24 protein-coding genes, 1 tRNA gene and 4 pseudogenes are annotated in these 26,823 nt (G+C 71.9%); 17 read left to right on the top strand and 12 right to left on the bottom strand.

Annotated elements, in window-relative coordinates; translation table 11 throughout:
- Window positions 1-111: 111 nt before the first annotated feature.
- Both ACIBAD_RS36115 and ACIBAD_RS36110 read right to left on the bottom strand, forming a co-directional pair.
- Window positions 112-1,233: a nucleotide disphospho-sugar-binding domain-containing protein gene (locus ACIBAD_RS36115; protein ID WP_134067827.1), complete on the bottom strand. Its 1,122-nt coding sequence runs from the start codon at window positions 1,231-1,233 to the stop codon at window positions 112-114.
- A gap of 159 nt (window positions 1,234-1,392) precedes the next feature.
- Complete coding sequence (locus tag ACIBAD_RS36110) at window positions 1,393-2,454, bottom strand: TetR/AcrR family transcriptional regulator C-terminal domain-containing protein (RefSeq protein ID WP_398911196.1); 1,062 nt, start codon at window positions 2,452-2,454, stop codon at window positions 1,393-1,395.
- Between the two features lie 225 nt (window positions 2,455-2,679).
- On the opposite strand from ACIBAD_RS36110, the gene ACIBAD_RS36105 reads away from it, so the two are divergent.
- The 3 genes and pseudogenes from ACIBAD_RS36105 (at window position 2,680) to ACIBAD_RS36095 (ending at window position 6,090) form a co-directional block, all read left to right on the top strand.
- Window positions 2,680-3,789, top strand: a complete 1,110-nt coding sequence (locus ACIBAD_RS36105; protein ID WP_134067826.1) for an FAD-dependent monooxygenase — start codon at window positions 2,680-2,682, stop codon at window positions 3,787-3,789.
- A 69-nt stretch (window positions 3,790-3,858) separates the two neighbouring features.
- A pseudogene (sigJ, locus tag ACIBAD_RS36100) lies at window positions 3,859-4,799 on the top strand (RNA polymerase sigma factor SigJ).
- An 82-nt stretch (window positions 4,800-4,881) separates the two neighbouring features.
- Window positions 4,882-6,090 (top strand): NAD(P)/FAD-dependent oxidoreductase, encoded by a 1,209-nt coding sequence (locus ACIBAD_RS36095; protein WP_398911194.1) that lies wholly within the window; start codon window positions 4,882-4,884, stop codon window positions 6,088-6,090.
- 38 nt (window positions 6,091-6,128) lie between these two features.
- Here ACIBAD_RS36095 and ACIBAD_RS36090 read toward each other — a convergent pair whose 3' ends face one another.
- Window positions 6,129-7,664: a serine/threonine-protein kinase gene (locus ACIBAD_RS36090; RefSeq protein ID WP_398911192.1), complete on the bottom strand. Its 1,536-nt coding sequence runs from the start codon at window positions 7,662-7,664 to the stop codon at window positions 6,129-6,131.
- 385 nt (window positions 7,665-8,049) lie between these two features.
- Between ACIBAD_RS36090 and ACIBAD_RS36085 the strand changes: the two genes are divergently transcribed.
- Together ACIBAD_RS36085 and ACIBAD_RS36080 are read left to right on the top strand one after the other, a co-directional pair.
- Window positions 8,050-9,393 carry a lipase family protein gene (locus tag ACIBAD_RS36085; RefSeq protein ID WP_398911190.1) on the top strand — a complete coding sequence of 448 codons (1,344 nt, stop codon included), beginning with the start codon at window positions 8,050-8,052 and terminating at the stop codon, window positions 9,391-9,393.
- A 161-nt stretch (window positions 9,394-9,554) separates the two neighbouring features.
- A pseudogene (locus tag ACIBAD_RS36080) lies at window positions 9,555-10,101 on the top strand (GNAT family N-acetyltransferase).
- A 47-nt stretch (window positions 10,102-10,148) separates the two neighbouring features.
- Here ACIBAD_RS36080 and ACIBAD_RS36075 read toward each other — a convergent pair.
- On the bottom strand, window positions 10,149-10,820 hold the full coding sequence (locus ACIBAD_RS36075; protein ID WP_398911189.1) for a MerR family transcriptional regulator: 672 nt from the start codon (window positions 10,818-10,820) through the stop codon (window positions 10,149-10,151).
- A 133-nt stretch (window positions 10,821-10,953) separates the two neighbouring features.
- Between ACIBAD_RS36075 and ACIBAD_RS36070 the strand changes: the two genes are divergently transcribed.
- Entirely contained in the window at window positions 10,954-12,294 is a 1,341-nt protein-coding gene (locus ACIBAD_RS36070; protein WP_134067820.1) for a YhgE/Pip family protein, read from the top strand.
- Between the two features lie 84 nt (window positions 12,295-12,378).
- On the opposite strand, the gene ACIBAD_RS36065 is transcribed toward ACIBAD_RS36070, so the two are convergent.
- On the bottom strand, window positions 12,379-13,065 hold the full coding sequence (locus ACIBAD_RS36065) for a polysaccharide deacetylase family protein (protein WP_398911187.1): 687 nt from the start codon (window positions 13,063-13,065) through the stop codon (window positions 12,379-12,381).
- Window positions 13,066-13,503: 438 nt separating this feature from the next.
- Between ACIBAD_RS36065 and ACIBAD_RS36060 the strand changes: the two genes are divergently transcribed.
- From ACIBAD_RS36060 to ACIBAD_RS36030, 7 genes are all read left to right on the top strand, one after another.
- The gene (locus ACIBAD_RS36060; RefSeq protein ID WP_134067819.1) at window positions 13,504-14,298 is read left to right on the top strand and encodes an aquaporin; all 795 of its coding nucleotides are present in this window, start codon (window positions 13,504-13,506) and stop codon (window positions 14,296-14,298) included.
- 366 nt (window positions 14,299-14,664) lie between these two features.
- Complete coding sequence (locus tag ACIBAD_RS36055; RefSeq protein ID WP_398911185.1) at window positions 14,665-15,084, top strand: hypothetical protein; 420 nt, start codon at window positions 14,665-14,667, stop codon at window positions 15,082-15,084.
- Window positions 15,085-15,644: 560 nt separating this feature from the next.
- Window positions 15,645-16,046 carry an isocitrate/isopropylmalate family dehydrogenase gene (locus ACIBAD_RS36050; RefSeq protein ID WP_398911209.1) on the top strand — a complete coding sequence of 134 codons (402 nt, stop codon included), beginning with the start codon at window positions 15,645-15,647 and terminating at the stop codon, window positions 16,044-16,046.
- A 323-nt stretch (window positions 16,047-16,369) separates the two neighbouring features.
- Complete coding sequence (locus ACIBAD_RS36045) at window positions 16,370-17,032, top strand: deoxynucleoside kinase (protein WP_134067817.1); 663 nt, start codon at window positions 16,370-16,372, stop codon at window positions 17,030-17,032.
- A gap of 241 nt (window positions 17,033-17,273) precedes the next feature.
- Window positions 17,274-18,461, top strand: coding sequence for an MFS transporter (locus tag ACIBAD_RS36040; protein WP_134067816.1), 1,188 nt, complete (start codon window positions 17,274-17,276; stop codon window positions 18,459-18,461).
- 88 nt (window positions 18,462-18,549) lie between these two features.
- Window positions 18,550-18,774, top strand: coding sequence for a hypothetical protein (locus ACIBAD_RS36035; protein ID WP_208328875.1), 225 nt, complete (start codon window positions 18,550-18,552; stop codon window positions 18,772-18,774).
- Between the two features lie 247 nt (window positions 18,775-19,021).
- Window positions 19,022-19,969 carry an ion transporter gene (locus tag ACIBAD_RS36030; RefSeq protein WP_134067814.1) on the top strand — a complete coding sequence of 316 codons (948 nt, stop codon included), beginning with the start codon at window positions 19,022-19,024 and terminating at the stop codon, window positions 19,967-19,969.
- 30 nt (window positions 19,970-19,999) lie between these two features.
- Here the strand turns inward: ACIBAD_RS36030 and ACIBAD_RS36025 are convergent, their stop codons facing one another.
- Window positions 20,000-21,505 (bottom strand): aminotransferase class I/II-fold pyridoxal phosphate-dependent enzyme, encoded by a 1,506-nt coding sequence (locus ACIBAD_RS36025; RefSeq protein WP_398911183.1) that lies wholly within the window; start codon window positions 21,503-21,505, stop codon window positions 20,000-20,002.
- A 72-nt stretch (window positions 21,506-21,577) separates the two neighbouring features.
- On the opposite strand from ACIBAD_RS36025, the gene ACIBAD_RS36020 reads away from it, so the two are divergent.
- Window positions 21,578-22,501 carry a LysR family transcriptional regulator gene (locus tag ACIBAD_RS36020; protein WP_398911181.1) on the top strand — a complete coding sequence of 308 codons (924 nt, stop codon included), beginning with the start codon at window positions 21,578-21,580 and terminating at the stop codon, window positions 22,499-22,501.
- A 90-nt stretch (window positions 22,502-22,591) separates the two neighbouring features.
- Here ACIBAD_RS36020 and ACIBAD_RS36015 read toward each other — a convergent pair.
- The 5 genes and pseudogenes from ACIBAD_RS36015 to rpmG all read right to left on the bottom strand — a co-directional run bounded on the left by ACIBAD_RS36015 (window position 22,592) and on the right by rpmG (window position 24,606).
- A tRNA-Met gene (locus ACIBAD_RS36015) sits at window positions 22,592-22,665 on the bottom strand.
- Window positions 22,666-22,895: 230 nt separating this feature from the next.
- Entirely contained in the window at window positions 22,896-23,132 is a 237-nt protein-coding gene (gene rpsR, locus ACIBAD_RS36010; protein WP_134067812.1) for a 30S ribosomal protein S18, read from the bottom strand.
- A gap of 38 nt (window positions 23,133-23,170) precedes the next feature.
- Complete coding sequence (locus ACIBAD_RS36005; protein WP_398911178.1) at window positions 23,171-24,313, bottom strand: CobW family GTP-binding protein; 1,143 nt, start codon at window positions 24,311-24,313, stop codon at window positions 23,171-23,173.
- Window positions 24,310-24,393: pseudogene (locus ACIBAD_RS36000) on the bottom strand (50S ribosomal protein L31); the annotation flags it as partial. The pseudogene ACIBAD_RS36000 and the gene ACIBAD_RS36005, both read right to left, overlap by 4 nt.
- Before the next feature lie 48 nt (window positions 24,394-24,441).
- A complete protein-coding gene (gene rpmG / locus ACIBAD_RS35995; RefSeq protein WP_030718078.1) occupies window positions 24,442-24,606 on the bottom strand; it encodes a 50S ribosomal protein L33 in 165 nt (54 codons plus the stop codon).
- 68 nt (window positions 24,607-24,674) lie between these two features.
- On the opposite strand from rpmG, the gene rpmB reads away from it, so the two are divergent.
- The 3 genes from rpmB (at window position 24,675) to ACIBAD_RS35980 (ending at window position 26,678) form a co-directional block, all read left to right on the top strand.
- Window positions 24,675-24,911: a 50S ribosomal protein L28 gene (gene rpmB, locus ACIBAD_RS35990; protein WP_134067809.1), complete on the top strand. Its 237-nt coding sequence runs from the start codon at window positions 24,675-24,677 to the stop codon at window positions 24,909-24,911.
- Window positions 24,911-25,216 (top strand): 30S ribosomal protein S14, encoded by a 306-nt coding sequence (gene rpsN / locus ACIBAD_RS35985; RefSeq protein ID WP_134067808.1) that lies wholly within the window; start codon window positions 24,911-24,913, stop codon window positions 25,214-25,216. The genes rpmB and rpsN overlap by 1 nt, the downstream gene beginning before the upstream one ends.
- A gap of 181 nt (window positions 25,217-25,397) precedes the next feature.
- On the top strand, window positions 25,398-26,678 hold the full coding sequence (locus ACIBAD_RS35980) for an NAD(P)/FAD-dependent oxidoreductase (protein ID WP_134067807.1): 1,281 nt from the start codon (window positions 25,398-25,400) through the stop codon (window positions 26,676-26,678).
- Between the two features lie 50 nt (window positions 26,679-26,728).
- Here the strand turns inward: ACIBAD_RS35980 and ACIBAD_RS35975 are convergent.
- Window positions 26,729-26,823: pseudogene (locus ACIBAD_RS35975) on the bottom strand (ABC transporter permease); the annotation flags it as partial.

Here is a 26,823-nt window from a genome sequence, read left to right as displayed (position 1 = left end):
GTCAAGCCGCCTACGTCCCACCCGGGCACGAGCCCGTGCCCGGGCACGCGCCGACCGCCGGTGGCGGGGGCAACGGGTGCCCGGCCCCCGGCGGTCGGATTGCGGCGCCGGCTAGTTCGTGGTCAGGGCTTCGAGGGCGGGTACGGTTTCGGCCGGGCTCGGCAGGGCGGCGTTCTCCGCCTGGAGGCGGGAGGCGGCCTCCCGCAGATCCGGATCGCCGATGAGGCGGGTCAGGAGCGGGGCGTCGACGCCGTCGGAGGCGGCGCGCAGGGCGGCGCCGGTGGCGGTGAGGGCGTCGGCGTTGGTGAAGTGGTCTGCGCCCTGGGGGAGCAGGAGTTGGGGTACGCCCGCCTGGAGGGCGGTGAGCATGGTGCCGGAACCGCCGTGGTGGATCAGCGCGTCGGAGGCCGTCAGCAACTCGGCGAGAGGGGTCCAGGGCAGCGGGCGGACGTTGTCGGGGAGGGTGCCGAGGGGGGTGAGGTCGGCGTCGCCGACGGCGAGGAGGAACTCGGCGTCGACCGAGGCCGCGGCCTCGGTCAGCTGGATGATGGCGCGGACGCCGTCCATCTCGGTGAGCACGGTACCCAGGGTGACGGCGACCCGCGGGCGGGCCCCGCGCCGGAGGAGCCCGGAGGGGATGGTGCCGCCCCCGTTGTAGGGGAGGTAGCGCATCCGCAGGCCGCCGTCGTCGCCGCCGAGGGAGGCGGGCACGATGTCCAGCGCGGTCGCTGCGGCGGGCGCTTCCACCCCGTACGTCTCGTACGCCTCGGTGAAGTTCGCGGCGAGCCGGGCGACCATGTCGTGGCCGGACGTGACGCCGAAGTTCTGGATCACCGACGGGATCTTGAGCTTGGCCGCGACCAGCGGGGCGGATGCCTGGAAGGAGTCGTAGACCAGCAGGTCGGCACCCCAGTTCTCGGCGGTCTCCAGCAGCCCGTCCACGGTGGGCCGGGAGGCCAGCGCGAACCCGCGCGCCGCCATGTCGAGGATCTGGTCCGTGCTCATGTCCGGGTTGACGTAGCGCGCCTCCTCACCGGTGGACTGCTCGAACACCTCCCGGATCGTGCGGCCGTCGCCGATCTCGACGATCGGGAATCCAGCCTGGCGCAGGTGGTTCAGCGGCTGCGAACACGCGAACAGCACCTCGTGGCCCGCTGCGCGCAGGGCCTGCGCGGTGGGGATCATCGGGAACAGGTGACCGGCCGAGGCCGGTCCGGTGAAGAGAACGCGCACTGTGTCTCCTAGCCCATGTGGTCTGTGGGTCGGGGACGGGCCGTGCGGACCCGCCCCCGGTGCCGTTCGCTGAACTGGCAGGGAGGCAGCTCGTGTTCCCGAGGGGGTCGATAATCGGACGTTCTGCTACGGGCCTTGCCGGACAGGGGTGCGATGTGCTTATGAGACGCCGACGGCCCCGGCGGGACCGTCCGGACCCCGCCGGCCTTCGATGAGGGGGGTCAGGCCGTCCAGAAGGGCCTTGAGGCCCAGTTCGAAGAGGGCGTCGAGCCGGAGGTCATAGCCGTCTTCGAAGGCTCCGACCGCCTTGGTGAAGGCGGGGAAGCGGCCGGATTCCATCAGAGCGCGGAGGGTGGGGGCGCGGTTTTCCATCCACTGGTCCTCCGACTGGCCGGTGGTCGCCTCGGCGTGAGCCTCCCACTCCAGGTGCACGGCCAGCCCTTGGACGTGGCTGTACAGCAGAACGTGGACGTCGAACAGCGTCCCGGGATCGAGGCCGTGGCCGTCGAGCGCGGACAGCACCCATTCGCCGTGGACCATCAGGTTGGGCACGAGCAGCGGGCGGGTGAGGGAGCCGAGCTGGGCCAGCCACGGGTGCCGGCGGTACAGGGCCCACAGGGTTCGGCCACCCAGCTCGATGCGGGAGCGCCAGCCCTCCGGGGCGTCGGCGGGGTAGGACTCCTCGCCGAAGGCGGCGTCGGCCATGAGCAGGACGAGGTCGTCCTTGCTGGGGACGTACCTGTACGTGGACATGGCCGCGACGCCGAGCCGGGCCGCGACGCCGCGCATGGAGAGGGCGGAGAGCCCTTCCGCGTCGGCGATGTCGATGGCGGCACGGACGATCCGGTCGAGTGTCAGGTCCCCCTCGAAGGACGGAGCCGACGAGACGGGTGAGGAAGGTGCCGCAGACAGGGCGGATGAGGCAGATGAGGCGGACGAACCACCTGAGCTCGACGAAGACCGCCGGCGCGGCGCCGCCACCGGAGCGGGCGGGGCCACGACCGTGCCGGTGCGGGGCCGGGTCTCGACCAGCCCCTCCAGGCGCAGGGCGGTCAGGGCCTTGGCAGCGGTGGCCATCGCGACGTCCCACTCCCTGGCGACCTGACGGGTCGACGGAACCCGCTCCCCGGGGGCGAGTTCACCGCCCGCGATGCGCCGGCGGATCTCTCCGGCAATGCGCAGATAGGGCGGCTCTCCCTGCGTCCCTGTGGGATGCGTCACGTTCTCTGCTCCTGTCTAGGTGTACTAGCACAGAGGCTAGCAGCCAAGATGCTGAGGCGATCCCAACTGTCCTAGTTCAGTAGAGCCGTTCGGCCAGTTGAGCGAGGTGTGCGTACAGCGTACGTTCAGCGCTGTGCACGCCGCGGAACCTACGCAGTTCACACGTACACAGCCACACGCCCACACCCCCCGACACACGCGCACCCCACGACAAGGAGCCTTCCCATGCGGACCGTTCTCATCTCCGGCGGCGGAATCGCCGGCCCCGTCCTCGCCCACTGGCTGCGCCGGCACGGCTTCGAACCGACCGTCGTCGAACGCGCCCCCGGCCCGCGCGCCGGAGGCCAGGCCGTCGACATCCGAGGCGTCGCGCTCGATGTCGTCGAACGCACGGGCCTGCTGGAGCGGGCCAGGAGCGTGCGCACGCGGATGCGCGGCATGTCGATCCTCGACCCGGAGGGACGGGAGGTCGAGCGCTCCACCGAGGCCACCTTCAGCAGCGGCAGGCTCGACAGCGATGACATCGAGCTGCTCCGCGAGGACCTGGTGCGCATGGTCCACGAACACACCCGCTCAGAGGTCGAGTACCTCCTCGGCGACAGCATCACCGCGCTCGCCGAGCACGAGAGCGGGGTGCACGTCGACTTCGCCCACGGGGCGTCCCGCGACTTCGACCTCGTGATCGGAGCCGACGGACTGCACTCGACCGTACGGCGCCTGGCCTTCGGCCCGGAGGAGCGCTTCGCGCACCACCTGGGCAGCTACCTGTCGGTGTTCGGTACGGACAACTTCCTCGCTCTGGACGACTGGCAGATGTGGCTCCGCGACGGCGACGCGGGCTTCGGCATCATGCCCGTGCGCGACAACACCGAACTCCGGATCGCCTTCGGCTTCGAGTCCGGCCCGCTCACCCACGCGCCCGAGGCCCTTCGGCAGCTCGTCGTGGACAGGCTCACGTCCCTGCGCTGGAACGGCACCCGCCTCGCCGCGGCCGCCGTGGAGGCTCCCGACTTCTACTGCGACGCCATGGCCCAGATCCGCATGGACGGCTGGTCGCGCGGCAGGGTGGCCCTGCTCGGCGACGCCGCCTACTGCCCCTCCCCGCTCTCGGGGCAGGGCACCAGCATCGCCCTCGTCGGCGCGTACGTACTGGCGGACTGCCTCGCCCGGGCAGCCCGGCAGCAGGGCGGCCACGGCGCCGCGTACGCCGACTACGAGCGGCGCATGCGCCCCTTCGTCGCCCTCAACCAGGCCCTGGCCACGGAGAATCCCGGCGCACCCGCCTCCGAGGCGTCCGTCGAGCGGGCGAAGAACGCCATGTCGCTGGACGGCTGATCCAGCGCCGCCGGAGAACCGGGCCGACGCGGGTGGACGGGGCCGGCGCGCATGTCCGATCATGGCCTGATGCCGCTCCGCACGTACGAGGCCGATCTGTTCGAGAGCTCCAGGGGTCGCCTGGAGGCGATCGCCTACCGGCTGCTGGGGTCGGCCGGTGATGCCGAGGACGCCGTACAGGACACCTTCCTGCGGTGGCACGCGGCGGACCGGGAGCGGATCGAGACGCCCGAGGCGTGGCTGACGAAGGTGCTCACCAACATCTGCCTCAACCAGCTCACTTCGGCCCGCGCCAGGCGGGAGACGTACGTGGGGCAGTGGCTTCCCGAGCCGGTGCTGGCCGGCGACCGGATGCTCGGGCCGGCCGACACCGCCGAGCAGCGCGAGTCGGTGTCCGTCGCGATGCTCATCCTCATGGAGCGGCTGACGCCCAACGAGCGCGCGGTGTACTGCGCGAGGCGTTCGGGTACCCGCACCGCGAGATCGCGGAGATCCTCGACCTCACCGAGTCGAACTGCCAGCAGATCCACCGCCGCGCCAAGCAGCACCTCACGACGGACCGGGCCCGCGCCGAGGTCGATGCGGCCGCCGCCCGCAAGGTCGTGGAGGAATTCCTCACCGCCGCCCTCAGCGGCGACACGGAGCCGCTCATCCGGCTGCTCACCGACGACGCGGTCAGCGTGGCAGACGGCGGTGCCCGGGTCCGTGCCCGCAGGACCCCGGTCATCGGAGCGCTCGGCATCGCGCGCTACCTGCGGGGGCTGTTCCGGCCGGGCCCCGCCAAGAGGGCGTACGTGGGCGGCAGCGCCGCCCTCCACGCAGCCGTCGTCAACGGCGCCCCTGCCGTACTGATCGCGGGCGGCGAACGCCTCCTCGGCGTCATGTGCCTCACCGCGACGCCCGACGGCGTCGAGGCGATCCACATCCAGGTCAACCCCGACAAACTGGAGCGCGTTTCGCGCCAGTGGGCGGCCGCCGGGCCGCATCGCGCCGTCATGGAGATCTGGTGACGCACGTCACAGCCGGTTCCTGTCAGGGATCGGGCGGCTGTCCGGTTCAGGAGGTGAATCCAACCCGGACAGGGAGCAAACCATGAAGCACCGCATCGTCGTCCTGGGAGCCGGTTACGCCGGAGCCGTCACCGCCGGCCGCCTCGCGAGGAGACTGCACCGCGACGACGTCGAGATCACCCTGGTGAACGGCGACCCCGACTTCGTCGAGCGCATCCGTCTCCACCAGCTCGCGAGCGGCCAGGACCTGCCGCGCCGCCCGCTGCGCGACATGTACGAGGGCACCGGCGTGCAGGTCCGGCCGGCGTGGGTCACCGCGCTCGACGCCGACCGCAAGACCGTCGACCTCACCGGCGAGAACGGCGCCGACACCCTCGCGTACGACACCCTCGTGTACGCCCTGGGAAGCACGAACGCCGACCACGCCGTCCCCGGTGTCGCCGAGTACGCGCACAACATCGCCGGGAGGCGGGACGCCCTGCGCCTGCGCGCCCGCCTGGGCGAACTGGAGCGCGACGACACCGTGCTGGTCGTCGGCGGCGGTCTGACCGGCATCGAAGCGGCCACGGAGATCGCCGAGGCGCGCCCGGACCTCCACGTCGCCATCGCCGCCCGTGACGGCGTCGGCGGCTGGCTCAGCGACAAGGCGCAGCACCACCTGCGCGTCGTCCTCGACCGGCTCGGCATCACGGTCCACGAGGGGGCCGACGTCACGCGTGTCGAGGCGAACGGCGTGGTCATCGGGACCGGTGCCGGCGCGGCCGCGGCCGGGCGGATCCCGGCCCAGGTCACCGTGTGGACCGCGGGCTTCGCCGTCCACCCGATCGCGGCGGCCACCACCCTGGAGGTGTCGAGCAGCGGGCGCATCGTGGTCGACGCCACCATGCGCTCGGTCTCGCACCCCGATGTGTACGCCGTCGGCGACGCCGCGTTCGCCGGGGGCGCGGGAGGCGCCCCACTGCGGATGGCCTGCGCGACGGCCAACCCGATGGCGTGGCAGGCCGCCGACGCCCTCGCCGCGCGCCTGACCGGACGCAAGGTCCCCGAGAGGCCGATCGGCTACGCCGCCCAGTGCATCAGCCTCGGACGCCGCGACGGAATCTTCCAGCGCGTGACCCGGGAAGACCGGATGACCTCCACCGTCATCACGGGCCGGGCCGGCGCCCGCATCAAGGAGTTCATCTGCGCCTCCACGGCCTGGACCCTCGCGCACCCGACGATGCTCCTGCCGACCCGCCGGCACCGCGTCCCGGCAGGCCGCGCGGCGCAGAGCCGGTTCATCACCACGTGACGCATCGGCGAAGGGGGCACCCCGGTGGCGGGGATCGGTCAGTGGCCGCGGATGACCGCGAGCAGTCCGGCGTCGTACGAGTAGCGCTGACCCGCGGAGTGCAGCAGCGCCTCGTGCAGCCGTCCGATCTCCGCCCGCGCCAGCCCTGCGTTGCGGAACCGGATGGTGGTGACTGCCGCTCTGGGAGCGGAGCCGGAGCCGGAGCCGAGGCCGACGGGCCGGAAGCGTTCCCAGACGACGTTCTTCGTCGCCCCCGGCGCGAGTTCGCCGACCACGACGAACTCCTGCAGCAGACCCCAGCGCGTCGCCCGCAGGGAGACCCGGCCCAACTCCGCCCAGGCCGCGGTCCACTCATGGCCTTCACGCATGAAGTACAGCCCGTCACGGGCCACCCGTACGCACCCCGCGTCCCCGCGAGCCATGGCCAGTCCGCCCAGGCTGAACAGTGCGATCGCGACGATGCCCGCCAAGGCGGCGGGGAGGGGGTGCTCCAGGAAGGAGAACACGGCCACCCAGAGCGGGACGACCGCGGCGAGCGTGGACCCGATGGCGACGCGCATGTGCCCCATGGAGTACCGCACCTCGACGGGCACCCCTGATGTCCGCTCGACGACCGCCCGGACGGGAACCGCCCGGACGGGAACCGCATCCACGACCGCATCCACGGCCGGCGCGGCAGGCTGCCGGGGCCCGCCCGGCGGTGGCGGTGGCGGATACTCCGCAATCGTCGCCGAAGGCGTGACTGCCTCCGAAGGTGCGACGGTCACCGCACCACCCCCGATCAGCGCGGCCAGCACCTCCTCGGCGGACGGCCGCCGCTCCGGGCGCTTGTCCAGGCACGTGCCCAGCAGGGCCCGGAGCCCCTCCGGCACGCGTTCCAGGTTCGGCATCTCGTGCACGACCCGGTAGATCAGCTCCGCCGCGCTGCCCTCGCCGAACGGCATGCGCCCGGTGGCCGCGAAGCACAAAACCGTGCCGAGCGAGAAGATGTCGCTGGCCGTGCCGACACTGCCGCCCCGGGCCTGCTCGGGCGACATGGATCCGGCGGTGCCGATCGCCACCCCCGTCCCCGTGAGCGCGGTCGCACCGTTCAGCGCCTTGGCGATCCCGAAGTCGATGAGCCGCGGCCCGTTCTCCGTCAGCAGGACGTTCGCGGGCTTGAGGTCCCGGTGCACGAGCCCGGCCCGGTGCACGGAGTGCAGCGCCTCCGCCATGCCGGCCCCGAGCCGCCACACGGCGTCCTCCGCCAACGGCCCGCTCTGCCGGACCCGTTCGGCGAGATCGGTCGCCGGGATGTAGTCGCTGGCCACCCAGGGCGTCTCCGCCTCCGGATCAGCGTCGACCACGGTCGCCGTCCAGAACCCTCCGACCGCCTTCGCCGCTTCCACCTCGCGCCGAAACCGTGCCCGGAATCCGGGGTCCGAGGCGATCTCCGGCCGTACGACCTTCACCGCCACCCGCCGGCCGCTGCGCGACTCCCCGAGGTAGACCTGCCCCATGCCGCCCGCGCCGAGCCGCGCCGTGATCCGGTACGGGCCGACGGCCGCCGGGTCACCGGCCTTCAACTGCTCCATGTTCCCCCCGAGTGCAATCGCCTACAGGAGAACCTAGAGCCGTCGCCCACCCGGTGTCAGCCGAGCGCCACCGGCACTCTCTCCGGCGCCCGGCCCGGCTTCGGAGGCTCCGCGCATGCCGCAGCCCGGAGAACTGCACACGCCGGTCTCGGGAGGACACGTACGCCGAGTCGTCGCCCCTTGCCCCGACGCCCTCGGCGGACCGACTGGCGCCGGTGCGGCGCGCCGCGCCGCACCGTCACAGCTGATCCGAACCGCTCGCGGTCTCCGCGGTGCAGTCGCGCACCCTCCCTGAAAACCAACGTGACATGCCTATGTGAAACGGCGTTACCTCCAGTAAGTTACCGTCAGGTAAAGCCGCTGCGGCTCGACACACGGGGGAGTAATGAACCGGAGAACCACTGCTCTGCTGTCTACCGCCATCGCGACTGCCGTCGTCGTCGGCACGGCATCGACGGCGGCGGCCGCACCCGCCGCGGGTGGACGGGCGGCCACCGCGACGCCCGACCCGTTCTACCGCTACGACGGCGGCAAGCCGCTGTCCTCGTACCAGCCGGGCGACGTCCTGAAGAAGCGCACGCTGAACTACCACGTCTTCGGCATCCCGACGCCGTTGAAGGCCATTCAGCTGCTCTACCGCACGACCGACGCCCAGGGCAGGCCCTCGGCCAACGTGACCACCGTGGTCCGCAGCCCCCACGGCGACGGCAGCAAGGCGGTGTCGTACCAGTCGTTCTACGACTCCCTCGACCCGGAAGACGGCCCCTCCCGGGCCATCGCCGGTGACATCTCCCTCGGCGGGGTCATCGCCAACGCCGAATCCGTCATCATGGCGCCGCTGTTGCTCAAGGGCTACGACCTGGTCATCCCGGACATCGAGGGTCAGAACGCCGACTTCGCGGCGGGCCCGGAATACGGAACGAACACCCTGGACTCGATCCGCGCCGGCATCCGCACCGAGGAGACCGGTCTGCATGCCGGCACGAGGTTCGGCCTGTTCGGCTACTCCGGCGGAGCCATCGCCACCAACTGGACGTCGGCCCTCGCCCCCGCGTACGCGCCCGAGGTGAACAAGCAGCTGGTCGGCTTCGCCGAGGGCGGGCTGCTCGTCGCCCCCGCGCACAACCTCAAGTACGTCGACGGCGCCCTGGCGTGGAACGGGGTGATCCCCATGGCGCTCATAGGCGTATCGCGCTCGTACGGCATCGACCTCACCCCCTACCTGAGCGCGAAGGGCCTCGCGGTCGTCAAGGACCTCGAACGCGGCTCGATCGTCGATGCGTTGGGCCGCCACCCGGGGATGACGTGGAAGGACATGGCGAAGCCGGAGTACAAGGACCCGAACTCCGTTCCGACCTTCGTCGCGGCGGTCAACAAGATCAATCTGGGCCAGGCCGCCACCCCGACCGTCCCGGGGTTCATCGGGCAGGGGAACGCGGGCTGGCTCGAAGGAACGTTCAACAACCCGCCGGGCATCGGCACGGGTGACGGGGTCATGGTCGCCGGCGACGCGCGGGCGCTGGCCCGGCAGTACTGCGCCACCGGCAACAACTCGATCAAGTACGAGCAGTACGGCCTGCTCAGCCACGTCGGAGCCATGCCGTACTGGGCGCCGCGCGCGATGGCCTGGCTTGACGACCGCTTCGAGGGCAGGACCGCCCCCACCAGTTGCGGCAGGATTCCCGCCGGAAACTCCCTGGAGCCGGAGAAGCCGACCGTCGCGCAGTGACCGCTCACCGCGGTCCACAGCGGTGCAGCCCTGACGCGGGACTGCACCGGTGCACCGCTGCACCGCTGCACCGCTGCTCCGGGCCGACCGGCTCGGCGGCGCACCGCGGGGGTGCTCGCCCGGTGATCTTCTGTCGAGAAGAGGGTCCTAAGGTCGGGCCCATGTCCATTGCGCCGTCACGGGTCGAGCTGCGCCCGCTCACCCTCGCCGACCAGGACGAGTTCTGCGCTCGTCAGGGCCAGCGCCGGACTCCATGCGCCGTGGATGCAGCTGCCCGCGACCGCGGAGGAGTTCCAGGCTTGGATGCACCGCTTCGCGGACGGCACCAACCGGGGCTATGTGGTCCGCGTCCGGGAGAGCGGCGCAGCCGCCGGCATGGTCAACATCAACTCGATCATCCGGGGCCGTTACCAGGGCGCGTCGCTCGGCTATGCGGCTTTCGCTCCGTCCGCGGGGCGGGGCTACATGGCCGAAGGGCTCACCGCCGCGCTGCGGCACGCCTTCGTCGACCTGCGGCTCCACCGGCTGGAGGCGAACATCCAGCCGGCGAACAAGGCGTCCTTGGCCTTGGTCCGGCGTCTGGGCTTTCGCTACGAAGGCCTCTCGCCCGCCTATCTCTACATCGACGGGGCCTGGCGCGACCACGAACGCTGGTCCGTCGCCGCACCGTCTCCCTGGACGCCCGATCCCTCCCTTCCCGAGGTCTAGGGCTGTCCGCTGTGGTCACGGCCGTGCGCCGGTGGTGGACACGGCGGCTACCGGGGTGCCGCTGACTCGGTGCCGCCGTCCGCGACGCGGCGCCGGACCTGGTTCTCCTGGGCGAGCCGGCGCAGCAGTTCGAACACCGGCGCGCAGATCGCGAAGACGATGACCGCCCGCTCGGCCAAGGCCACCGGGTCCTCGGTGTCGGCCGCCCGCTCCAGGTCCAGCCGGGCCACCGACTCCGCCAGCCTCGCGTAGGCGGCGAGCTCTCCCGGGGCGTACCGGGCGTCCAGCCGCCGCAGTTCCTTCAGTGCCGACGCCAGCCCGTGTACGTGCGGTGAGGTGTCGGGCGCCCGCCAGTCCAGGGCCGCGAGCAGCTCCGCCACCTCGGCGCCGGCGGCCGCTTCGGCCTCGGCCTCCTCCTCGGGGCCCGCGGCGCTCTGGGTCGCCATGGGCACCGGAAGGGCGTAGCTCACCGCTCCGAGGGCGCCCTCCGAGGTGTGGGCCTGGTCGACGGCTCCGAGCACCTCGCGGGTGGCTGCGATCGACAGACCGCCGAGCGTGGTCAGCGCCTTGATCAGCCGCAGCCGCTGCGCGTGCTCCTCCCCGTACTCGGCCAGGGTCGCAGCGGTCGCCCGCCCCGCGGGCAACAGCCCCTGCCGCCGGAAGTACTTGATGCTGGCGACCGGCACGCCGGTCCGTCGGCTGAGCTCCGAGATCTTCATACGGCTTCCCTGCTGGTCATGCGGTCCGGTGCCCGTCATCGGCGATTGGACACCACAACAAGATACTGCCACTATCCAGTGACTGGATACCTTGAGTATCCAGTCCAGGAAACGCCGCCGCACCGGAGAATCGATGCCCCAGTCCACACACCCCTCCGTGCTCCGCCGACCCCGGCTGTGGATCGGAACGGGACTCATCGCCGCAGTCGTCTCGATGTTGTTCGCCCTGCTGTACGTCGGCGGCAACGTCAACCCGAAGGGCAACCTGCGCGACCTGCCCGTGGCCCTGGTCAACGCCGACAGCGGTGCCGACGCGGGCGGCCGCCACGTGAACCTGGGCGAGCAGATCGTCGCGGGCGTACAGAAGGCCGCCAAGAGCGACAAGAGCATCGACTGGCAGGTCGTCAGCCGAGAGGAGGCCGACAAGCGGCTGGGCCGGGGCAAGGTCTTCGGCGCCCTCGTCATACCCCCGGACTTCAGCGCCACGGTGACCGCGCTCGGCGCGCCGCAGCCCGCCCCGCAGGGCAAGGCCGCCCCGCCCACCCTGACCGTGCTGACCAACCAGTCGGCCGGCAGCATCGGCTCCTCGATGTCCTCCCAGGCCGCCCAGAAGGCCGCCCACGCCGCCTCCGCCCAGCTCGGCCAGGAGCTCCTCAAGCAGGCCGCAGCCCAGAAGACCCCGCTCCCGACGGCCGCCCAGCTCAAGCTGGCCGACCCGGTCACCGTCACCGTCGCCGACGGCCACCCCGTCGGATCCCGCAGTGCCATGGGCCTGAGCGCCTTCTACTACGCGCTGGTCCTCGTCGTCTGCGGCATGCTCGGCGCCAACCTGGTCAACTCGCAGGTCGACACGGCCCTCGGCTACCTGCACACCGACTACGGCCCGGTCCGCAAGCGGGAGCCCGTCCAGCACACCAGCCGCGTCCGCACCCTGGCCGTCGGCATGGCGCTCATGCTCGGCACGTCGCTCGTGATGGGAACCCTGGTCGAGGTCGCCACCGTCGAGATCCTCGACATGGACGCCTCCCACCTCGGCCTGCTGTGGCTCTACTCCGTCGCCACCATCGCCGTCGTCGGCGTGGGCAGCCTGGCCCTGTTCGCCGCTTTCGGTACTCCCGGCATGCTGCTGGCCACCATCGTCTTCGTCGCGATGGCCGTCCCCTCCTCCGGCGCGACCGTGCCGCTCCAGGCGCTGCCCGGGTTCTTCCGGGCCCTCTCCGAGTTCGAGCCGCTGCGCCAGATCACCGAGGGCATGCGCGCCATCCTCTACTACGGCGCCCAGGGCGATGCGGGCCTGAGCCGGGCCTGGGCCTCGATGGGCATCGCCCTCGTCGCCGCACTGCTCTTCGGCTTCGCCGTCACCCGCTTCTACGACCGCCGCGGGCTGCACCGCATCCCGGGGCCCGACGCCGAGTCCCCGGCCCCGGCCGAAACCCCCGAGCTCCCCGGGGCCGAGGCGAACGCCACGGCCTGAGACGGCAGCCGCGAGTACGCGGCAGGCACCCTTCCGCAACGGCCCCGGGCCGCAGCCACCCGCTGCGGCCCGGGGCCGTCCCGGTCAGGGCACCGGCCCGAGCGCGGTCGGCGCCGGGGCCGGCGCCGGTGCCGGGGACGTGGTGAGCAGCGTGCGGAGGTCGATGAGGCGGTAGCCGCGGGAGCCGATCGCTTCGAGGATCCGAGGGAGGGCCTGGGCATCGAGCACCTCGCTGCCGCCCTCGCGTGCGCCGACGTGCATCTGCACGATCGCTCCCGGGCGCAGAGCGTCGAGCGCCCTCGTCACGGCCCGGTCCACGGTCATGCCGCCCTCGGTGCCCATCCATCCGTTGGTGTCGGTGGTGAACTCGATGTCCGCGAAGCCGAGTGCGTTGAGCTCCGTGATGTGAGCGGGGCTGGTCTCCCTGTACGGGAACCGGAAATAAGGGGTGAGGGCCCCTCCTGCGCCGGCCCTGCGCAGGGCCCGGTCGGCCGCCAGGACCTCATCGCGCCTTCCCGCGGCGGTGAGGTCCTGGAAGGAGGGGTGGCTGTAGGAGTGGTTCCCCAGCCCGTGTCCGGCAGCCGCGATGCGCCTGACCACCTGGGGGTGGCGGTCGGCGAAGTCGCCGGTCAGGAAGAACGTGGCGGGCGCGTGCCGGCGGGCGAGCTCGTCGAGGACGGAGTCCAGGCCGGCGTCGTTCCACGCTGCGTTGAACGTCACCGCGACCACCCGCTCGGGCGTGCGGATCTCACGGTTCTCCGCTGCGAACAACGACCGCAGGCCCGCATCGTCCGCAGCTGCCGCCCCATGCGGCGGGGCAGCCCCGGCCGTCATGGCAGTGGGCCCGGGTGCCATCACCCAGAGGACGGTGAACACTCCGGCAAACCCTCTGAGGAGCCGACGCCACACGAGAGCGCGTACGCCGGCGAAGGAACGCGTTTCCATGGCACTCCCATCGGCCCGCCACTGCGCGCCCCTGAGCCCGCGATCCCATGAAGACGTGTCAGGGCCTTCGAGGACGTGCGAGGGCCTTGATGCGGCCTTCGCCGCCCCTCCTGACCATCGCCGTCGTGTCGGATCCGTCCGGACCCGGGTCCTGTTCGTCGGCGTGTACGCGCGCATCCCGGCCCGGGCGTGCCGCACGCTTCCTCGACGGGCGCACCGGGCACGCACCCGAGCGCCGAAGCCGCCCGATCGGAAGGAGTGCCCATGAGCGGAGGCGAGACGTCCGGGCCCGCCGCGGTCCCGGCCGGTGAACCCGGAACGCGCACGGGTGCGGGCCCCGCGCCCGTCCGGACCGAGCCGGAACGCCGCGGCTATCCCCTGTACGAGTTCGTGCTGACCGCGACGCTGATGTTCACCGTGGTCACGATCATCCGCTGGGTGCTCGACCCGGCGTCCCCCTTCGCCCTCGGCAACCTCCACCTGGCCCTCCTCGTCGTGGGGGCGCTCGCCGGCGCGCTCGTCCTCGGGCTGATCCGCTCCCCGTGGGGGCGGTGTTCGGGCGGCCACATGAATCCCGCGGTCACGCTCGCGCTCTGGCTGCTGAGGGCCTTCCCCGGCCGGGGCGTGCCGGTGTACGTCGTCGCGCAGCTGTGCGGGTCGGTCGCCGGCACGGCACTGGCCCGCCTGGCCTGGGGGCCGGCGGTCGCACGGGTCGGCTACGGCGCGGCGGCCGCGGCGCCCTCGTGGAGTGCGGGGGCCGTCTTCGCCGCCGAGGGCGGCTGCATGGTCCTCGTCACCCTGATGATCGGCTTCTTCCTCGCGCACCCGGCCCACGAGCGGTGGTTCCCCTTGGCCCTGGCGCTCCTCATCTGCGCGATCATCGCCCTCCTCGGCCCCCTCAGCGGCGGCTCCGCCAACCCGGCCCGACAGTTCGGCCCCGTGCTGATGTCCGGAGACACCGCCGGGCTGTGGATCTACCTCGCGGCACCCGCCGTCGGCGCCGCTCTGGGCGCCGCGGGCCACCACCTGGCCAGCAGGCCGAGAGGTCCGAGCCGGTAGTTGAGGTCCACCACCACCAGGTCGTCGCTGCGCGCGAAGGTCTCGCCGGAGCGGTTGTACATCGCCCCCGGACCCGGAGATGGAGGCCACGCCGTGGATCCGGACCCGGACGGGCCGGCGCGCGTCGTCGGGGCGACATGGACGGCTGCCTGTTCCATCGGATCGGCGGGAGGGTGGTCTGGTTCCGCGGGCCAGGGAAGCCCTGCACGCGCTGGAGCTGGCCAGGGCCGGCATCGGCTCAGTCCGTGAACTACGCGGCGGGCGCCCGGAGATCGCCGCGATGGCCCCGCCCACCATCGAACCCCTGAGCACCATGGTCCAGCGCTTCACCGCGCCCTTTCCCCTCACCCGTGAGGCCGGGTCGAGATGGTGCGCACCGGAGGCTGCGCACTCGGACTGCTGATCACCTCGTCGCCGCTGTCGAGCCGGGACGTCGTCGCGCACCGTGTCGGAGACGGCCGGCTCGTCCTGGGCACCCCGGTGGACGGCCCGTATCCGCCCAGGCGGGCGGTGCGGGCCGAGCAGCTGCACCGCATGGCCTTCCTGCCCCTGGTGCTCGGGGGCGCCGGACTGGCGGTCGTGACGCAATCATGGGCCGAGCTGTCCGAGCTGTCCGAGCTGTCCGAGCTGTCCGAGCTGTCCGAGCGGGCCGGAGTGTTCGTCCTCGACCTGGAACCGGCCCGCGTCCGGCACAACGTCCTGGTGACTCGTAAGGGGGAGCTGACACCGGCGGCCAGTGCCTTCCTGGAGGTCGCCGGTCCACCTGCTCATAGGGCGGGCCTATGAGCCACGCGAGGTCCTCGACACCGTCGGGACGCGCCCCGGCATCACGTTCGCTTACGAGCGATTCGACTGGTCCTGCGAGCGCTACCTCCGGCACGGATCGATGATGCCGAGGACGGACTGGAGCAACTCCGCCGCCATGACGCGATCCTGCTCGCCGCCGTCGGCCACCCGTGCGTGCCGGACCACGTTTCCCTGTGGGGACTGCTCATCCCGATCCGCGGGGCTTTCAGCCAGTACGCCAACCTCCGCCCCTCCGCGCGTTCGACGGCCTCCCCAGCCCGTCCGCGCGGCCGTGCCCGGGGAGGTGGACTTCGTGGTCGTCCGGAGAACACCCCATGGCGAGTACGCGAGATCGGCGGGCGGATAGCCGCGGGATTCCCGACGAAATGGCCGTTCCGTAAGCGGTGTTCACACGGGCGGGGTGACCTGGGTCCTCGACTTCGCATTCGAACTCGCCGAACGGCGCGGCGGTCCCCTCACCTCGGCGACCAAGTCCAGCGGCATCGTGCACACCATGCCGTTCTGGGACGAGCAGGTATCCGGGCGCTCGGCCGAGGCACATCGACGCGCTGGCCGCGAAGTTCGTCCTCGACCCCGCACGCTTCGACGTCGTCGTCGCGTCCAACCTCTTCGGGGACACCTCAGCGACCTGGCGGCGGCGGTGGCCGGCGGCATCGGCATCGCCCCGTTTTGCCAACCTCAACCCGCCGGGCGAGTACCCCTCCGTGTTCGAGCCGGTCCGCGGATCAGTCCCGGCCATCGCCGGACAGGGCATCGCCGATCCGATCGGCGCGATCTGGTCCGCCGCCATGATGCTCGACCACCTGGGGTACCCCGACGCCGCGGCCGACATCACCGACGCCATCGCCCGCGTCCTGGCCACCACCCCGGTGCGCACGCGCGACCTCGGCGGTTCCGCCTCCACCGCCGAGTTCACCGCCGCCGTCCGCCGGCACCTCTGACGGGCCCGGAGGCCGCCGGTGGCGGCGCCGGAGGGGGAGGCGGGGCGGGGGCGCCGGCGTTCTGGCCGTCGCGGGGCGGAGCGTCATTTATGCTTCAAGGCGGCCGCGGGGTGGTGGCTCGTACCCGCACGCGGCAACTGCCGAACGGCCGGCCCGGCCGATCGAGGAGCGCGGCTCGCGTGGGGCCCAGGTCCGGACGGGGACCGGACGGCGCTGATCATGAAGATCTTGGGGAATCGAGTGACCGCCGACACGCGTCCCAGTGGTGTGGGGCGCCCGGCCCACCCGACCGCGAACAGAAGATCCCCAGGGAGAAGTGAGGTATGGCAGTGATCTGCGTCGGTGGCATGATCGGAATCGGCAAGACGAGCGTGGCCGAGCTGCTCGCCAAGGAGCTGGGCAGCGCAGTCTTCTACGAGAGCGTGGCAGACAATCCGATCCTTCCGCTCTTCTACACGGCGAGCCCCGAAGAGATCCAGGCGAAGCGCTACCCCTTCCTCCTCCAGCTCTACTTCCTGCAGACGCGGTTCGCCTCGATCAAGGAGGCGTACAAGCAGGGCGACAACGTCCTGGACCGGTCCATCTACGAGGACTGGTACTTCGCCAAGGTCAACCACGACCTGGGCCGGATCAGCTCCCTTGAGATGCGCGTGTACGAGGGACTGCTCGACGAAATGATGCGCGAGATCGACGGCCTGCCCTACCGCAAGGCACCCGACCTCATGGTCTACCTCAAGGCGGACTTCGAGACGGTGCTGCACCGCATCGGGCTGCGGGGCCGCGCTTTCGAGCAGGACGAGGGCCTCGTCGAGTACTACCGGACGCTGTGGTCCGGCTACGACGACTGGGTGCACAAGCACTACTCCGCCAGCGAAGTCCTCGTCATCGACATGAACCACACGGATGTGGTGAACAACCCCGAGGACGCGGCCCGCGTCGCGCAGGAGGTCAAGGACGCCCTGGCGGCGAGCAGGCTCCGCGGCTGAAGCCGGTCCACCGGAGGGCGGCGACGCCGCCGACGGACCCGTCCTTCGAGGAGGCGGGTCCGGTCCGCGGGCGTCTCCGGCCGCAGGGCTTCGGCGGCAGGGCTCCCGCGGCAGGGCTCCGGCCGCATGGCTTCGGCCGCATGGCTTCGGCACCGCGTGCGGACCGGCCGCGCCCGCCGGACTGCAGTGTCCTCGGCATGCCGCGCCGTCCGGGCTGCCGGGCGCCGTTACCGTCGGCGGCATGGACGGTGATCGCAGACGATGGCGCCAGTGCCTCCTGGCGGGGGCGGTGTTCGCCGTGTGCATGGCCGGCACCACTCTGCCCACCCCCCTCTACGGCCTCTACCGGGAGAAGTTCGGATTCTCCGAGCTGCAGGTGACGGTCGTCTACGCCGTCTACGCCTTCGGCGTCATGGGGGTCCTGCTGCTGGCCGGCAACGCCTCGGACGTCGTGGGCAGGCGGCCCGTCCTGCTGACGGGCCTCGTACTCGCGGCGGCGAGCGCCGGCTGCTTCCTGTGCGCCACCGGGCTGGGTTGGCTGTACGCGGGCCGGCTGCTGTCGGGCCTGTCCGCAGGCCTGTTCACCGGAGCCGCCACGGCCTACGTCCTCGAACTGGCGCCGCGGGACGGCTCCTCCCGCGCCACGTTCGTGGCGACGGCCGCCAACATGGGCGGGCTCGGCTGCGGCCCCCTGCTCGCCGGCGTGCTCTCCCAGTACGCTCCCTGGCCGCTGTACCTGCCGTTCGCCGTGCACCTCGTCCTCGTGGCCGGCTCGGCCGCCGTCCTCCTGCGACTGCCCGAGACGGTGCGCGAGCGGCAGCCGCTCGCGGCGGTACGGCCGCAGCGGCCCGCTCTGCCCGCGTCGGTGCGGCAGGTGTTCGTGCCCGCCGCAACCGCATCGTTCGTGGGTTTCGCGCTGTTCGGAGTGTTCACGTCCGTCAGCCCGGCCTTCCTCGTCGAGTCCCTGGGCGTGCACAACCGGGCCGTGAGCGGGCTGGTCGTCGCGTTGGCCTTCTTCGCGTCGACCGCCGGACAACTGGCAGCCGGCCGCATCGGCGTCGGCCGGTCGCTGCCGCTGGGCTGCGCGACGCTCCTCGCCGGGCTGCTGCTGCTCGCGGGCGCCCTGTACTGGGACCTGCTGGTGCTGGTGGTCCTCAGCGCGCTCGTCGGCGGCGCCGGGCAGGGCCTGGCCTTCCGCGGGTCGCTCTCCGCAGTGGCCGGGGCGTCTCCGGCCGACCAGCGCGCGGCGGTCATCTCGATGCTGTTCGTGGTGGCGTACGCGGGCATCTCGCTACCGGTGATCGGCGTGGGCGTACTGACGGGCCCTGTCGGACTGGAGGGCGCCGGACTGGTGTTCCTCGCCTGCATGACCGCGCTGGTCTCGACCGCGGCCGTCTATCTGCTCCGCCACCCCGTGCGCCAGGGGTAGCGCACCGCATTCGGCCCGGACGGAAAGGCGCAGCCGTGATGCGAACACGGAGCCCGCGGTCAGTGGCATGCCCCCTACAATCGGCCCGGTGAGCGAAGTGAGGTGCACGTACTGCGGCACGGTCGGCCTTGAGCAGGGCTTCGTCGAGGACACCGGCGAAGGCTCCCGCGGCTACGCACGCTGGATCGCCGGGCCGCTGGAGCGCGGTCTGTTCGGCGGCGCGAAGCGACTGGGCCGCCCCCGCCGCCAGATCGATGCGTACCGCTGCCCGAACTGCGGCCACCTCGAACTCTTCGCCACCCAGCCCGTCTGAGCGCGACGCACACCGCGGTGACCGGTCGAACCGGTACACCCCTCTGCCCCCTCTGCCCCTTCTCCGCCGGTCCGCCGGCCGGCCTGCGACCGGGTGCCGGGTTCCCCGATCGGGCGATGTGTCGGGCCTGAGCGACTCGAATTCGGCCGTGCGGCGTTACACGACCTGGAGCTTGATCAAAAGCCCCGGATCCGCCGGGGCGCGACACAGCCCGTGACCGGGTGCCGGTCGTGGGCGAGGGAGCATGATGTCAGACCTCATTCGGACGTCCACCGGTCGCGAGAGGCTTGCCGCGCGCTGCCGCGACGTGTGCGAGGCACCCTTGTTCGCGTTGGGCGTCATGTCGGTGATCCTCCTCAACGCCGTGCTGCTGGGTGTGGAGACGTACAGCGGACTGTCCGTGGAGTACGGCGTTCTCCTCCACTCCGCGGAGCGGTTCTGCGTCGCGGCGTTCACCCTGGAGATGCTGATCCGCCTGGCCGCGCACGCCGACCGGCCGAAAGCTTTCTTCCGCGACCCGTGGAACGTGTTCGACCTGCTGGTGGTCTCCTCGGCCTTCGTCCCGTTCCTGCGGGAGAACACCACGTTGCTGCGGCTGCTTCGCCTGGCCCGGGTGCTGCGCACCGCGCAGTTCATGCCGCAACTGCGGGTCCTGCTCGTCGCTGTCGGCCGCAGCCTGCCCGGAACGGTCAGCTTCCTTTGCGTGGGCGCGCTGATCCTCTACGTGTACGCGATGATCGGCTGGATCTCCTTCGCCGGCCACGATCCGGTGCACTACGGCTCCCTCGGCCGGGCCGGGCTGACCCTGTTCCTGCTGATGACGCTGGAGGGCCTGGGCGATGCCGTCCATGCCGGACTGGCGGTCTCCCCGTTCAGCATCCTCTACTACGCCTCGTACGTGCTCCTCGCCTCCTTCGTCCTGGTCAACGTGCTGATCGGCGTCGTCCTCAACGCCCTGGAGGAGGCGCGTGAGATGGAGAAGGAAGAGAAGCGGGCCGAGCAGGCCGCCGCCGGGCGGACCTCCGTGCCCACGGGCCGGGAGGCGTCGGAAGCGGCGGACGAGCTCCGCCTGCGGATCGCGGCGGTTCGCAGCGCCCTCGACGACATGGAGGCCCAGCTCGACCCCCCGGGCGAGGCGCCGCCCCTGAAGACCGGATCCCCCTCGCTGGCCGGGGCATCGGCAGGCGCCCGGTAGGCATACGCCGTACGGCGGAACGCGCGAACGTCAGGGTGCGACGACCCGGAGGCGGGAGACGTCCGGGTCCAGAGCACCGCGTACGTGACCGCCGGGGGCGGCCGCGGTGCGGCGGAGGAACGCGACGGCCTCGGAGGTGATGACCTCGCCGGGCAGCACGTTGGGGATGCCCGGCGGGTACGCGGCCAGGGTGTCGGCGGACACCATGCCCACGGCCTCCTCCGCCGGCACCACCCGCGCCGGGCTGAGGAAGGCCTCGCGGGCCGTGAGCCGCGCGGACCCCGGGCGCGGGAGCCGCAGCGGTGTCCGCTCGGGGACCTCGGAGCCGGCGGCGTTGAGCGGCGCCGGCAGGCAGTGGAGGGCCTCGATGAAGCGATCGGCGTCGGGTGCGGACCCGGCGCCGACCACGGCGACGATCGCGGCGTCCGTGGCGACTTCGACCATGACCTGGTGGTCCCGGAAGAGCAGCCGCCGAGCCTCGTGCCCGGTGATCCCGCCCGCGCGGGTGTCGAGGGCGACGCGCAGGGGATCGGCGGCCGTGATGTCGGGAAACCGGTGGAAGCCGTCGCTGACCACCCCGAAGCGGCCCAGTGCGCGCACGACTCCCCGCATCTTGTCCGCGGCCTCCACCGAGCCGGTGATCCGGTCGGCGCCCGTGGCCAGGGCCCGACGGGTGAGGTCGAGGGAGGCGGTCAGCAGGGCGCTCGCACTGGTCGACTGCACCAGCCGGAAGGCCCGGTCCACGAGGGGTTCGAGCAGGTCCGCGAAGGGCCCCTCGGCGAGGTGCAGCATGGCCGACTGGGTCAGGCTGCCACCGAGCTTGTGGGTACTGGAGGTCACGAGGTCCGCGCCGAGTGCCAGCGCCCCGTCGGGCAGCGCGGGGTGGAAGCCGAAGTGCGATCCCCACGCCTCGTCGACGATCAGGGGTACTCCGGCGGCGTGGGCGGCGTCCGCAAGGGCCCGCACGTCGGCCACGGCCCCGAAGTAGCTCGGCGAGACCACGTACACGGCCGCGGCGTCGGGGGTCCGCTCCAGGGCCGTCCGTACCTCCTCTGCGGTGACACCGTGGGCGATGCCCTGGTCGGCGTCGACGGAGGGCTGGACGAAAACGGCGGGCAGGCCGGAGAGCACCAGCCCGTCGACGACGCTCGAATGCACACTGCGCTGCACGACCAGCGTGCGGCCCAGGGCGGGGGCGACCATCGAGGCGATCTGGTTGCCCTGCGAGGCGCCGTTGGTCAGGAACCAGGTGCGGCGGGCGCCCCACGCGCCGGCGGCCAGCTCCAGCGCCTCGTCCAGCGGGGTGTGCGCGCCGAGGTCCAGGCCGTCGAGCAGCGGCGGGAAGTCCAGGGCCGGCACCTGCGCACCGAAGGCGGCGGAGAGGTCCGAGCCGGGGGCGGCTGCGTGACCGGGGACGTTCAGCCTCAGCCAGTCCCGTCCCGCGTGGGCGAGGAGCGCATCGGCGTACGGGGCCCGCAGCTGGTCCGGACCGGGGTACGGCGGACGGCCTGGGGGAGGGGTGGTTCGCGTGTTCACACCGGGAGGCTGCCAGCGTCGCGGCAATAGAGGAACGCTGGACTTTTCTATAGGTCTCCATAGGCTGTCTATATGCTTGAGATCCGCCACCTCCAGGTGCTCAGGTCCATCGCCCAGGAGGGCTCGCTCGCCGCGGCCGCCCGGGCGCTGCACTACACGCAGCCGACGATCACCCACCACCTGGCCGCCCTGGAGGCCCACTTCGAGGCCCGCCTCGTCCGGCGCGGACCGCGCGGCGCCACACTCACCGAGCTCGGCGAAGCCCTGCTGCCGCACGCCGAGGCCGTTCTCGAACGGCTCCGCCACGCCGAGCTGGAGGTGCGAGGTCTCGCGGAGCGGGGCATGCGCACCCTCCACATCGGCACCTTCCCGACCGCCGGAGCGCTCCTGCTCGCCCCGGCCGTCAAACGCCTCCACCGGCAGGGCGTGCACATCTCGCTCACCGAGGGAGAACTGCCTCTGCTCCTACGCGGCTTGAGGACCCGGGAGCTCCAGGCCGCGCTCGTCTTCTCACAGCCCGGGGACCGGCTCGACCTGGACGAGGAGTTCGCGCTCCGCCCCCTCCTGGCCGATCCGCTGCTCCTGGTCATGCCGCAGGACCACCCGTGCGCGGACCTGGACCGGGTCCCGCTCACTGCGCTGCGGGACACCGAGTGGGTGGGCGCCGCCGACCCCCACGACCCGTGCGACCGGGTCCTGTCCTGGGCCTGCGCCCAACACGGGTTCGAGCCCGTCCACGCGATGCGGACCGACGACTACGCGGTGGTCCAGGGCCTGGTGGCCGCCGGCGCGGGCATCGCCCTGGTGCCGCGGCTCGCCCTCGGCACGCCCCACCCGGACCTGGTCGTACGCCGCCTCGACGGCCCGGACCTCACCAGGGAGATCAGCGTCGTCGTCCTGCGCTCCACCGCGGCCGGCAGCGCTCAAGAGCTGGTCTCGGCGCTCCAGGAGCAGGCCGCGCTGATCACGGACCGCTGGGCGCTCGCGGACAGATGACCGACGGCCCGGGAACGGGCGGATCGCCCCGATCCTCCCAGCACGGCAGAAGGGCCCGGATCCTGTGAGGATCCGGGCCCATCCGGGTAGTAGCGGGGACAGGATTTGAACCTGCGACCTCTGGGTTATGAGCCCAGCGAGCTACCGAGCTGCTCCACCCCGCGTCGGTGAACCCCACCTTACGGCACCGCACGGGGGGCTCCGACCAGTTTTCCCTTCCGACGCCGGGAGGGGGAGCGCCTCCGGCGCGACAAGCGCCTCATCCTGACACCGCCGTGGCCCGGAGTTTCAGGCACGCGTCGATGTCGGCCCTGCGGCTCGGCCCGCGGGGCGGAGCAGGCCGCGCCCGTACGCGGCCCTCGCCGACGCGCACGCATTCCCCGAGCCCTACCTGCTACCTGCTGCCGTACGGGAGCAAGGCCATCTCGCGGGCGTTCTTGACCGCGGTCGCGAGCCGCCGCTGCTGCCGGGCGGTGACCCGGGTGACCCGACGGCTGCGGATCTTGCCTCGGTCGGAGACGAACTTCCGCAGGAGATCGGTGTCCTTGTAGTCGATGTACGTGATCTCCGCTGCGTCCAGTGGGTTCGGGCGGGACTTGAGTGGCTTGTGGGGGGCCTGGCGGCGAGCCATGTGAATTCCTTACGGGTGGTCGGGTGGTCGGGTGGCGGTCAGGAGACGGGGTCGAGGAGGGGGCCGAAGGCGGCCGGGAGGCTCCGCCACGCCTCGGGACCCCCCGCGTATTCGGTGTCGGTGAGGAGACAGGACTCCAGGAGTCGCTCCAGGCCGCGGCGGTCGAGGCCAGGGGAGGTGAAGACGAGGTGCTGGCAGCAGTCGCCGTGTTCGGGATGCCAGTCCAGCGAGGCCGCAGCCCTGCGCATCGGTGGGACCAACTCCCAGGCGGCGTCCGGCAGGGACGCCAGCCAGGGGCCGGCGTTCTCCACGGACAGGGCGCCACCCGCGGCGTCCCAGGCGAGCAGGGTGTCGGGACGGTCGGCGAGCCAGAAACGGCCGCGGCTGCGGGCGGCCGCGCAACAGAGGTCTTCCAGTGCCTCGTAGAGGCGTTCGGGGTGGAAGGGCCGACGGCGGTGCCAGACGAAGGTGGTGACTCCCGCCTCGTCGGCTTCCTGGGGGAGCAGCGCGCAGGCCGGGTGCTGGGCGGCTGCCGCCGTCTCCACGTCGAAACCGGCGAAGGCCAGTCGGGCGAGCTCGCCGGAGGAGGCGGGTACCTGCCGGGCGGTCGGATGGAGCTGGGTGAGGAGGGCCCGATCCTCGTCGTCGGCTCCTTCGCCGTCGACGAGGGCGAGTACGGGCGCGTACTCCAACTGCCGGGCCCAGGTGTCTGCGACGGTGCGCTTGTCGGTGGCGGCTGCCGCGAGTCCCACCGCTGCCAGGTCGTCGCCGTTGACGAGGTACGGGAGTACGAGCGCGGGGTCGACCGCGGTGAACACGGCGGTGAGGTCGAGTACGCCGACGCCGTGTGCGGCGACGACCTCGGCCATCGCCTTGGGCTCCACGGAGTCCCAGAGCTCGACGACGGCCAGCCGGGTCAGGCCGCTGTCGGCCAGGCGTTCCAGTTCGGGGATCAGGTCCTCGCGCAGCGCGCAGCACGCACAGTCGTTCACGAGGGGCGCCGTGCCTCGGGACAGTTCGCCCGAGGCGTCGCGCACCACCCGCCGCACCGTGCCCTGGGTCGCGGTGGACAGGTCGTGGTGGACGGCGAAGCTGTCGGGGACTGCGTGCAGGAGCCGGTCCACGACTTCCGTGCGGGCGTCGCAGTGGAGCCCGCCAACGATGACGACGGGCAGGGTCACGCCGCGCTCCCGTAGCGGAGCTGGAAGCGCTCGACGCGGCCTGCGGTGTCCGGGACGCGGGCGGTTCCGGTGGGGAAGGGGCGGGTTCCGGGCTTCATGTCGGTGTCCTTCAGTCGGGGAGCGGGGGGTCAGCGTTCTTCGCGGAAGTCGACGTGCCGGCGCGCCACCGGGTCGAACTTGCGCAGCACCATGCGGTCCGGGTCGTTCCGCCGGTTCTTGCGGGTGACGTACGTGTAGCCGGTGCCCGCGGTGGAGCGGAGCTTGACGATCGGGCGTACCTCGTTGCGTGCCATGCCGCTACTATACGGGAATGGAAATCATTTCCAATAACTGTTTCGCTTCAGAGAGGGGCAGTAACACCGTGTCCGCCCACTGTCAGCTCACCGGCGCCCGGCCGGGCTTCGGCAACAACATCTCCCACTCGCACCGGCGCACCTCGCGCCGCTTCGACCCCAACATCCAGACCAAGCGCTACTGGCTGCCGGGTGAAGGCCGCCATGTCCGCCTGACTCTAAGCGCGAAGGCGATCAAGACCATCGACGCCATCGGCATCGAGGCCGCGGTGGCCCGGCTCCGTGCGCGCGGGGTGAGGGTCTGATGGCGAAGAAGAGCAAGATCGCGCAGAACGAGAGGCGCAGGGCGATCGTCGCGCGGTGCGCCGCCCGGCGCGCCGAGCTGAAGGAGGTCATGCGGCGGCCGTCGTCGAGCGAGCGCGAACGGCGCGCGGCGCTGGAGGAGTTGCGCAGACAGCCGCGCGACGCGAGCGCCACCCGCGTGCGCAACCGGGACCGGCTCGACGGCCGGCCCCGCGGCCACCTGCGGAAGTTCGGCCTCTCCCGCGTCCGCATGCGGGAACTGGCGCACGCCGGATTCCTCCCCGGCGTCACCAAGTCCTCCTGGTAGGAACCCGGTACGTCCGGCGCGAGCGCGTGGGTCCCCGTCTCCGGCGGGATGCGGGGCCGCCCGCGCGCTCGTGTCGCTCCTATCATTCGTCATGTGCCTGACAGCATGGGCGCGCCCCACGCACCACTCCCATCACCACTCCCATGAACGGCACCACACCACCGAAGGGAGCGATCGGCGGATGACCAAGCCTGAGAGCGCGGGAGACGAGTACGACGTCGTCATCAGCGGAGCAAGCCTCGCCGGCAGCGCCGCGGCGATCCTGCTCGCTCGACGCGGTGTCCGCGTCGCACTGCTGGAACGCCGCTCGGACCCCGAGGCGTACAAGGTGCTGTGCACCCACTCCATCACGGCCAACGCCTACCCGGTGCTGGACGAACTCGGTCTCGTCCCCGCCCTGGAGAAGGCGGGAGCGGTCCGCAACGAGGCCCGCTGGTACACGCGTTGGGGATGGATCGAGCCGAAGGCGGCGCCGAACGGCCCCGAGCTGCCGTACGCGTACAACGTCCGGCGCAGCACCCTGGACCCGTTGATCAGATCCCGTGCGGCGGAAACCCCCGGTGTCGATCTGTTCCTCCGCCACCATGTGACCGGGCTCGTTCAGGAAGCCGGGCGAACCGTGGGGGTGCGCGCCTCGACGGCGCAGGGCGAGCGTGAGATACGGGCCCGCCTGGTCGTCGGCGCCGATGGCAAGGACTCGGCCGTGGCGAAGTCCGCCGGGATGCCCGCCCGCCGGTACGAGAACGCGCGGTTCGGGTATCTCGCCCATTTCCGGAACCTTCCGCTGCACGGCGGTATCGGCCAGACGTGGTTCCTCGAACCCGACATGGCGTACGCGTTTCCCAACGACGACGGGGTGACGGTCCTCGCGGTGCTCCCGGACAAGAAGCGGCTGCCGGCCTTCCGGGAAGACCTGGAGGGCAGCTTCTTCGAGTTCGTCCGCGCACTGCCCGAGGCGCCGCCCATCGACTCCGCCGAACGCATCTCGAAGATCACCGGAACGGTCGACTACCCGCTTCACACCCGCAAGCCGACCGCACCGGGCGTCGCGCTCATCGGCGACGCCGCCCTGACCGGCGATCCCCTGTGGGGAGTGGGATGCGGATGGGCCCTGCAGTCCGCGCAATGGCTGGCCGAGGCGGTCGCCCCGGCCGCGACCGGCCGGGGCGACCTCGACAAGTCGCTCGCGGCGTACGCGCGAAGGCACCAGCGCCGGCTGCGCGTGCACCAGTCGATGGCCGTCGACTTCGCCAAGGCACGTGCGTTCAATCCCGTGGAACGGCTGGTGTTTTCGGCGGCACGCGATGAATCGGTGGCGCGGCACATGCACCTGTTCGCACAGCGCCTGATCGGTCCGCTGCGCTTCCTGAACCCCGTGGCCCTGGCCAAGGCTTCGGCTGTCAACATCAGGCACCGCGGCGCGGCTGCGCCACCCGCGGACCCGTCCTGCACCGAGTCGTGACCGGCCGGCTGCGGTAGCCGCCCGGGACGGGAGCGTGGGCGGCGGCCTGATCAGCTCTTGACCAGGAGGCCGCGGGTGCGCAGGGTGCGGCGTTCGAGGGGGCTGAAGATGAGGAGGTCGATGGCGATGCCGACGGTGAGGATCA

Source organism: Streptomyces sp. NPDC051109, assembly GCF_044455885.1.
GTDB lineage: Bacteria > Actinomycetota > Actinomycetes > Streptomycetales > Streptomycetaceae > Streptomyces.
Note: the sequence above shows the minus strand (reverse complement) of the source record. Positions and strands in the feature narration are given on the sequence as shown.